The organism is Pseudomonas sp. P7759 (assembly GCF_013386445.1).
GTDB classification, from domain to species: Bacteria; Pseudomonadota; Gammaproteobacteria; order Pseudomonadales; family Pseudomonadaceae; genus Aquipseudomonas; species Aquipseudomonas azotoformans_A.
Genome location: NZ_JACART010000064.1, coordinates 1 through 7410, shown reverse-complemented (window position 1 = coordinate 7410; position 7410 = coordinate 1). Strand labels below are relative to the sequence as shown.

The following is a 7410-nucleotide window of genomic DNA, read 5'->3' as shown; positions in this document are numbered from 1 at the left end:
AGGATCAGCTCATGCACGCCAGCCTGCTGCGCGGCATGTACTACAAGTTCGGGATCAGCCTCGCGAAAACGCGCGATGTTGTCAGCGATGCTGCCGCTGAACAGTTCGATGTCCTGGGGCAGATAGCCGATGTGGGGGCCGAGGTCCTCGCGGTCCCAGCGGTGGATGTCCGCGCCATCCAGGCGCACCGTCCCGGCCAGCGTCGGCCACACGCCCACCAGCACACGGGCCAGCGTGGATTTGCCGGAGCCTGATGCACCCAGAACGCCGAGCACTTCACCTGCGCCGAGGTTGAAACTGACTTGATGCAAGGTCGCCACCCGCCGCCCAGGTGGGCCTGCGCTCACCTGTTCGAAGCTGATCTGGCCCTTGGGCGCCGGCAGTTTCATCTGCTCGACTTCCGGCGCAAATTCACGCAACAAATCATCCAGCCGCTGGTAGGCCAGCTTGGCCGAACTCCATTGCTTCCACACCGCAATCAACTGGTCGATGGGGCTGAGCACCCGGCCCATCAGGATGGAACCGGCGATCATCATCCCGGCGGTCATATCGCCCTTGATCACCAGCAACGCCCCCAGGCCCAGCACCAGCGATTGCAGGCACAGGCGCAGGGATTTGCTCAAAGACGTCACCACCGAGCCGGTGTCACTGGCCTTGTTTTGTAAACCGAGAAACTGCGAATGCACCGCAAACCAGCGCTGGCGCAGCGCACCGAGCATGCCCATGGCCTGGATGGTCTCGGCGTTGTGCAAGTGGCTGGTGGCCAGTTGCGTGGATTGCTGGGAATAACCACTGGCCTCGCCCAACGGTTTTTTGGTCAGGTATTCGTTCAGGCAGGCGAGGCCGATCAACAGTGCCGCGCCCGCCGTGGCCAATACGCCGAGCCACACGTTGAACAGGAAGATCACAAACAGGTAGATCGGAAACCACGGCGCATCGAAAAACGCGAACAGCGCCGGCCCGGTGATGAATTGGCGGATGTGGGTCAAATCGCCCAGGGATTGCCCGGCATGCCCCTGCCCGCTTTTCAAGTTGCGTTCGAAGGCGGCCTTGTACACGCGCAGGTTGAAACGCCGCTCCAACTGGCTGCCGATACGGATCACGATAAAGCTGCGGATCACCTCAAGCGTGCCAATAAACGCAAAGAAGCCGACGACCATCAGCGTCAACATCACCAGGGTGGTTTCATTCTGGGAGGACAGCACGCGGTCATACACTTGCAGCATGTAAATCGATGGCACCAGCATCAGCAGGTTAATCAGTGCGGTGAAACAACCCACACTGATCAAGATACTTTTGTACTCACCCAACGCCTTGAATAACGGCGCGACGGCATGGGACTTCGCCATGGTTTCTGATCTTCCCTGAAACAAATTTCACGCAATAGTTGCCCCAACCCCGAATGACGGAGCGGCCAACTAAGACATTCACGTTATAGGCTTATAACTGTAACTAAGGTGTCCGCTGCAATACAACTTCCAGGCCGGTGGGCGTGCGACCTTTATATTCGCCCTCTTGCTCTCGGTTGAGGTGGGTAATGCCGCTGCCTTCGGCATTCATCAGCCAGATGCCATCCGGTGTCGGCGTCCAGGTCAGGGGTTTTTCACCGAGCCATTGCGCGGCACAGGCGACGTCGCCGCCCAACGCATTCGCCTGTTCCAGCAGGTCCAGTGCGCACACCTGATCCTGCTGGTGCAATTGCCAGTGACCAGCCAACTGGGCGCTGGTGGGTAATACAAGACTGCTCGCCATCACGTGGGCTCCTGCCGATACGAACATCACCTGCAACACGCCGGTGATCACTTTGAATAAACGCTGCATCTTCACGCTCCATCGCTAAAGCGCGGCGCCGAAGCGCCGCGCCCGTGCATTACGCCACGATGTCGCTGACGGCTGCCTGGCCGACGGTGGTGACGAGGAAGTCCGCCACGCCGTGCCCGGAGAAGTCCACTGCCAACGTGCCCAGGTTGGTGCCTGCGGCATAGGTCAGTACAGCATCGCCGGCATGTCCGGTGAAGGCATTGACGAAGGTCAGGCCTGCGCCCTTGGTGATGCCGGACAGGTCGATCTTGTCGGAACCGGAGGTAAAGTCAAAGATCTTGTCCGCAGCGCCCGGCTTGGAATCGGAACTGGCACCGAACACAAAGGTGTCGTTGCCTGCGCCGCCCCATAGTTGGTCCGCACCGCCGCCGCCGTAGATGATGTCGTTGCCGGCCCCACCCTTGATCACGTTGGCCGCGTTATTGCCGATGATCAAGTCATTGCCGGCGCCGCCGAAGGCGTTCTCGATGGTCACGCCCTTGGCGATGGACACGTTGCCCACCAGGCCGCCAACGTCGGAGAACGACGCTTCATTGAGGTTGATCTTCTGGTTCTGGGTGAAGCCGGAGAAGTCCAGGGTGTCGTTGCCACCGCCGTCCCACACCGAGAACACCAGCTTGTCGGCATTCGAGGTGGCGCTGAGGAAATCACGCCCGGTGTTGGAGTTGAAGCCGTAGGTGGTGTCACCGGCGCGGGTGTTGTAGTTGGCGCCGTAGAGCTTCTGGATCGCTGCGATGTCATCGATCAGCGGGCCGGACGCGTAGGCTTCGACGCCGCCTTTGCTGAAGTTCTGGTTGGTGTTGCTCTCGCTCCAGTAGCTCATCAAGCTGTAGCCGCGCGTGTCCTGTCCATAGGTCGCGTCGTTGTAGGTTGGGTTGCCGTTCCCCGCGTTGTAGTCGCCAGGGTGCGCCAGGCCCAGGGTGTGGCCGATTTCGTGGGTCAGAGTCTGCCGGCCGTAGTTGTTCAGGTCCGGGGTCTTGTTCGGCGTGTAGCTGTTGTTGGTCAGGTACCACGAGGTGCCGTCGTAGCCTGCGCCGGTGCCGGGCAGGTAGGCGAAGGCCGCCGCGCCGTCCTGGCCGCTACTGTAGTTGCCGAAGGTCATGTGGCCGTCACCGCCCGTGGCTTTCTCGGTGAAGGTGACGTTGGCCACGTCCGCCCAGGATTGCATGGCCAATACGGCCTGTGCCTTCTGCTGGGCGTTGAATTGGCTGAAGCCCGAGATGCCATGTTTGTTCATGGTGCTCGAAGAGGCCGACGTCAGGAAGGTGTAGGTCAGGTCGATCTTGCCGTTGCCGTCAAAGTCCCGGTACGCGGCGCCGTCGCGCAGCAGCTGGGTAGCTGCCTGGTCAACGGTATAGGAGGGCTTGCCATTGATCGTGAGGTTGCCGCCACGGTCATAAAGGTGGCTGAAGCTATCGATTTGCGAGTAAGCGGTGCTGGCTTGCGCCGCCGACACGATAGCCTTGTCTTTTACTTTTGACATAAACGTACTTCCTTGTTTGCAAGTGCATCAGTCTTTGTTCGATAGGAACCTCGCGGGCGAGATCGTCCTATCACTCGCCTCTTTTGAAGGCGTAAGAAAACTGACACAACTTGAAATCTTTCGTCTACATCTTTTCCAGCACTCTAAACCACTCGAACAACAACTTAATTAAGTCCTGTGCCGTGTTTATTGGGTGGCAGTGCTTTTGTCCGACAAAAAACAGCTGGCTCATATTTAAATATTAAATAGCACTAACGCCGCTCAAGTAGAGCGGCGTCGCCATTTAATGGATCCAATATATTGGCAGGGTGTCATTAGCAACATTAAACAGCCACTACTTGTATTAATAACTTAAGGTGCCCCCTATTACCGGGACACACTCCAACCCGTCTTGTGCAATACCGCCAACAGCGTTTCACCGTCTAATCCGGGTACCTGCACACCTTGATCGGTGAGCATGCTCTCCCCGGCCAGGATCGCATTGATGATCGCCTCTTCCACCGCCTCCGCCGCCGCGCTGAACAGCGGCGAAATATGGTCGTTGTTGACCATCTGCAACGTGCTGCTGAATGGCAACCCCTTGCGTCCATAATCCGCTGGCGGCAGATCCTGGTTACCCGTGGCAAAGGCCAGGAACAGGTCACCGCTGGAATCCTCGGTGCCGCCGCCGGTACGCGCGATGCCGATGGACGCGCGTTGCGCCAGGCGCTGGCATTGGTGTGGCAACAGCGGCGCGTCGGTGGCCAGGATCACNNGGCAAGCGCCGCGAGGCCGTGCCGATGCCGCCTTTGAATTCATGGCAGATCATGCCCGTGCCGCCGCCGACCGCGCCTTCCTGCACCGGGCCGGTTTCGGCGTTGTCCACGGCTTCGCGCACATGCTCGGGGCCGACATGCTGGCCCCAAATGTCATTGAGCAGGCCGTCATAGGTTTCCATCACGACTGGCATGCACCAGTACACCGCCGGGTCCGCCAGGCGCTCGCGCTCCAGGGCGATCAGGCTGTCGCGCACAATGCCGATGCTGTGGGTGTTGGTGATGGCCAACGGGGTGGTCAACAGCCCCGCCTCGTTGATCCACTCAAGGCCAGTGGCGTCGCCATTGCCATTGAGCACGTGATAGCCGGCGAAGCACGGTTGCTGGCGGGCTTCGCCGGCGCGGGGTTGGATCACACTGACGCCAGTACGCACGTGCTTGCCGTCGACCAGCGTCTTGATCGTGCTGTGCCCGACCCGGACACCGGGCACATCGGTAATGGCGTTCCATTCACCGGGCGTGCCGAGCCCCAACGTGATGCCCAATTGACGTGCGCGCATAACCACTCCTTACAATTTCTGGAAGACCGGACTCAACCGGCCACTGATGCAATACAGAATCACCGACAGCGCCAGCAAACCGATGATGATCATGATGTCGCGGATCGAAGCCGCCGCCACCAGGGTGACCAACAGATAACCCGCCCCGAGTACCGCAACCAACGCCGGCAGCGGCCACAGCGGCATGCGATAGGGATGCTCGCGATCACGCAGCAGCACGCGGCTCATCAACGCACTCAGCGCCACCACCAGGTACACCAGCATGATCAGCAACACGCTGAACGAAGTGAGGTCGGCCAGGTTGGAGCTGAAACTCAACAGCGCCGAAGGAATCGCCAGGAACAGCGTAGCCAACCAGGGCGAATCCCAGCGTGGATGAATACGTGTGAACAGTTTGTTGATGCTCGGCGTCCACAGCGCATCGCGCCCGCTGCTGAACACCACGCGGCCGATCTGGATCACGATGGCGACAATCGCATTGAACACCGACAGGAAGATCCCGGCGCTGACCAGCCGCGACAAGGTTTCATTACCGTGGCTGGTCAACAGGTAGCCGATAGGGTCCGGGCTGCTGATCATCTCACTCAGCGATGGCGCACCGATCAACAGCGCGGTGATCGGCACCAGTTCGATGATCACCACCAGGCCCAAGGACCACAGCACTGCCTTATGCACGCCTTTGCCGCCGCATTTCATGTCCTCAGCCAGCAACACCGCCGGCCCATAGCCGTTGTAGGAAAACAGACCGATACCCACCGCGCCGATCACCAGCGCCCACGGCGCCAGGTGCAGCACGCCGTTTTCGACGATCTGCGGCTGGAACAACACACTGGCCGATTGCACCGGGTTGCCAAAGCCGATCACCACAATCACCAGCAGCGCCGCCACTTCCAGCAGCAGGCAGGTGCCGGTGATCCAGGCATTGAGCTTGATATTGAGGATGCCCAAGGCGTAGCTGCACACCACGATTACCAGCGCGACGGTCTGGGAGTCGAACTTCGTGCCCAAGGCGTTATTCAGATAAGTCGCGGCGCCTGTGGCGAGTACCGGCGGGATAAACAGCAACATCACCAGTACCGTCAGGAACGTCGCATAACCGGCCATACCACCAAACACGCGCTTGGCGTACACATACTCGCCCCCGGCGCTGTTGTGGGCGCGGCCCAACTCGGCGTAGCAAAAGGCAAACATCAGCGCGAGCAAGCCGGCCATCACAAATGCCAGGAACACGCCGCTGCCGGCCTGCTGGATGGCAAAGGGCGCAATCACAAACACGGAACTGGCCGGAGTCACCGCCGACACGGTGATGGCGACCACATCAAAGACACTCAAGGTGGGTTTCAGTACGCCGTCAGGCGTGGGGGAAGTGCTCATATCGTTATCCTCTGTCGTTGTTCTTGGTGTGAGGCAGAAACGAAACGTCTGAATATCGCGGGATATGTTTCCCGCTGAATGATGGCAACCATAAACAGGGCGTTCATGTCAGCCAATTCCCCTATTGGCGTACTCCCCTTGACGCCGCACGGCAAAAGCCGAACCCTTGGCCGATCTTTTGCGGGTGGGAGCCTGCCACATGAGCCTGTTTCGCGAAGTCGGCATGCACGCCGGCCTGGGCCGCACCATTGCACACATCGGCACCGAGCATTTCTGGAAACAGTTGGTGTTGTTGCTGCACCAGTGCCTGCCGTTCGATAACGCCCTGGCGATCTTCTACCCGGTGGATGGCCCGCCCCAGGCCCTCGAAGAATACGACGCCCAGCCCAGCAGCAAACCGGCGTCGATGCTGGTGTACCTCAATGGCTTGTATTTGCTCGACCCGTTTTTCCAGGCCTGTCGCGAGGGCTATGCCAGCGGCGTGTACCGCCTGGAAGAAGTGGCACCGGATCATTTTCGCCAGAGCGAATACTTCCTCAACTACTTCCACGACAACGTGCTGGAAGACGAGGTGCAATTCATTCTGCAATTGCCGGGCGCGGGGACGTTGTCGCTGTCGTTGGGCATGCAGCGGCGTTTCAGTTTTGATGAGACCGGGCTGATGACCACTGTGGCCGCCTGGGTATTGCCGTTGATGCAGCAACACTGGCAGCAAAGCACCCAGCGTGCGCCGGCGATGGACAGTCAGATCAGGGACGCGTTGAGCCAGTTCGGTTGTGGTGTGCTGTCGGACCGCGAGCTGGAAATCGCCCGGTTGGTGTTGCGCGGGTTCTCGTCCAAAGCCATGGCCGAGCGGCTGAGTATCTCGCCGGACACGGTGAAGGTGCACCGTCGGCATCTGTACGCCAAGCTGGATATTTCGTCACAGCCAGAGCTGTTTTCGTTGTTTATCCAGTCGTTGGGGCATGACCTGGAACACCCCTGAGCCGTGTGTGGGCTGCTGTGGTGTGGTGAGCAGGCTTGCCCGCTCACCACAGAAAGCCCGCTCACCACAATTTAGAACAGGCCTTCAGCGCCCGGTACGAATGGCGTTCCACACCCGCGTGCGCACCCGGTCGATGTTCAATGGCATCGCTTCCAGCGCAAACAACTTGCCCATCATTTCCTCACTCGGGTAGATCTTGGTATCCGCCTTGATCTCGGGATCCACCAAGCTGTCCGCCGCGCTATTGCCATTGGCGTAGTGCACAGAATTGGTGATATCCGCCATGACCTGCGGCTCCAGCAGGTAATTCATGAAGGCATAGCCGGCCTTTTCATCCGGAGCGTCGGCGGGCATGGCGACCATGTCGAACCAGATGGCGGCGCCTTCTTTGGGGATCTGATAGCCAATTTTGACGCCATTCTTGGCTTCCTT

The 7410-nt window shown here is 59.6% G+C and carries 6 protein-coding genes and 1 pseudogene; 1 reads left to right on the top strand and 6 read right to left on the bottom strand.

The genetic code is table 11. From position 1 onward, the window contains the following. The 5 genes and pseudogenes from HX823_RS29700 to HX823_RS29680 form a co-directional block, all read right to left on the bottom strand. On the bottom strand, positions 1–1349 hold a 1349-nt coding region (locus HX823_RS29700), incomplete at its 3' end, for a type I secretion system permease/ATPase (protein ID WP_177078183.1). Positions 1350–1452: 103 nt separating this feature from the next. After that, complete coding sequence (locus tag HX823_RS29695; protein WP_177078181.1) at positions 1453–1821, bottom strand: AprI/Inh family metalloprotease inhibitor; 369 nt, start codon at positions 1819–1821, stop codon at positions 1453–1455. 49 nt (positions 1822–1870) lie between these two features. After that, complete coding sequence (locus tag HX823_RS29690; protein ID WP_177078179.1) at positions 1871–3304, bottom strand: serralysin family metalloprotease; 1434 nt, start codon at positions 3302–3304, stop codon at positions 1871–1873. 366 nt (positions 3305–3670) lie between these two features. Beyond that, a pseudogene (locus HX823_RS29685) lies at positions 3671–4619 on the bottom strand (P1 family peptidase). 9 nt (positions 4620–4628) lie between these two features. Beyond that, positions 4629–5993 carry an APC family permease gene (locus HX823_RS29680; RefSeq protein WP_177078177.1) on the bottom strand — a complete coding sequence of 455 codons (1365 nt, stop codon included), beginning with the start codon at positions 5991–5993 and terminating at the stop codon, positions 4629–4631. 199 nt (positions 5994–6192) lie between these two features. Here HX823_RS29680 and HX823_RS29675 point away from each other — a divergent pair, with 199 nt between their 5' ends. After that, the gene (locus HX823_RS29675; RefSeq protein WP_177078175.1) at positions 6193–6978 is read left to right on the top strand and encodes a helix-turn-helix transcriptional regulator; all 786 of its coding nucleotides are present in this window, start codon (positions 6193–6195) and stop codon (positions 6976–6978) included. A gap of 84 nt (positions 6979–7062) precedes the next feature. On the opposite strand, the gene HX823_RS29670 is transcribed toward HX823_RS29675, so the two are convergent. Then, positions 7063–7410 (bottom strand): extracellular solute-binding protein (locus tag HX823_RS29670; RefSeq protein WP_177078173.1); only part of this gene is annotated, 348 nt, incomplete at its 5' end.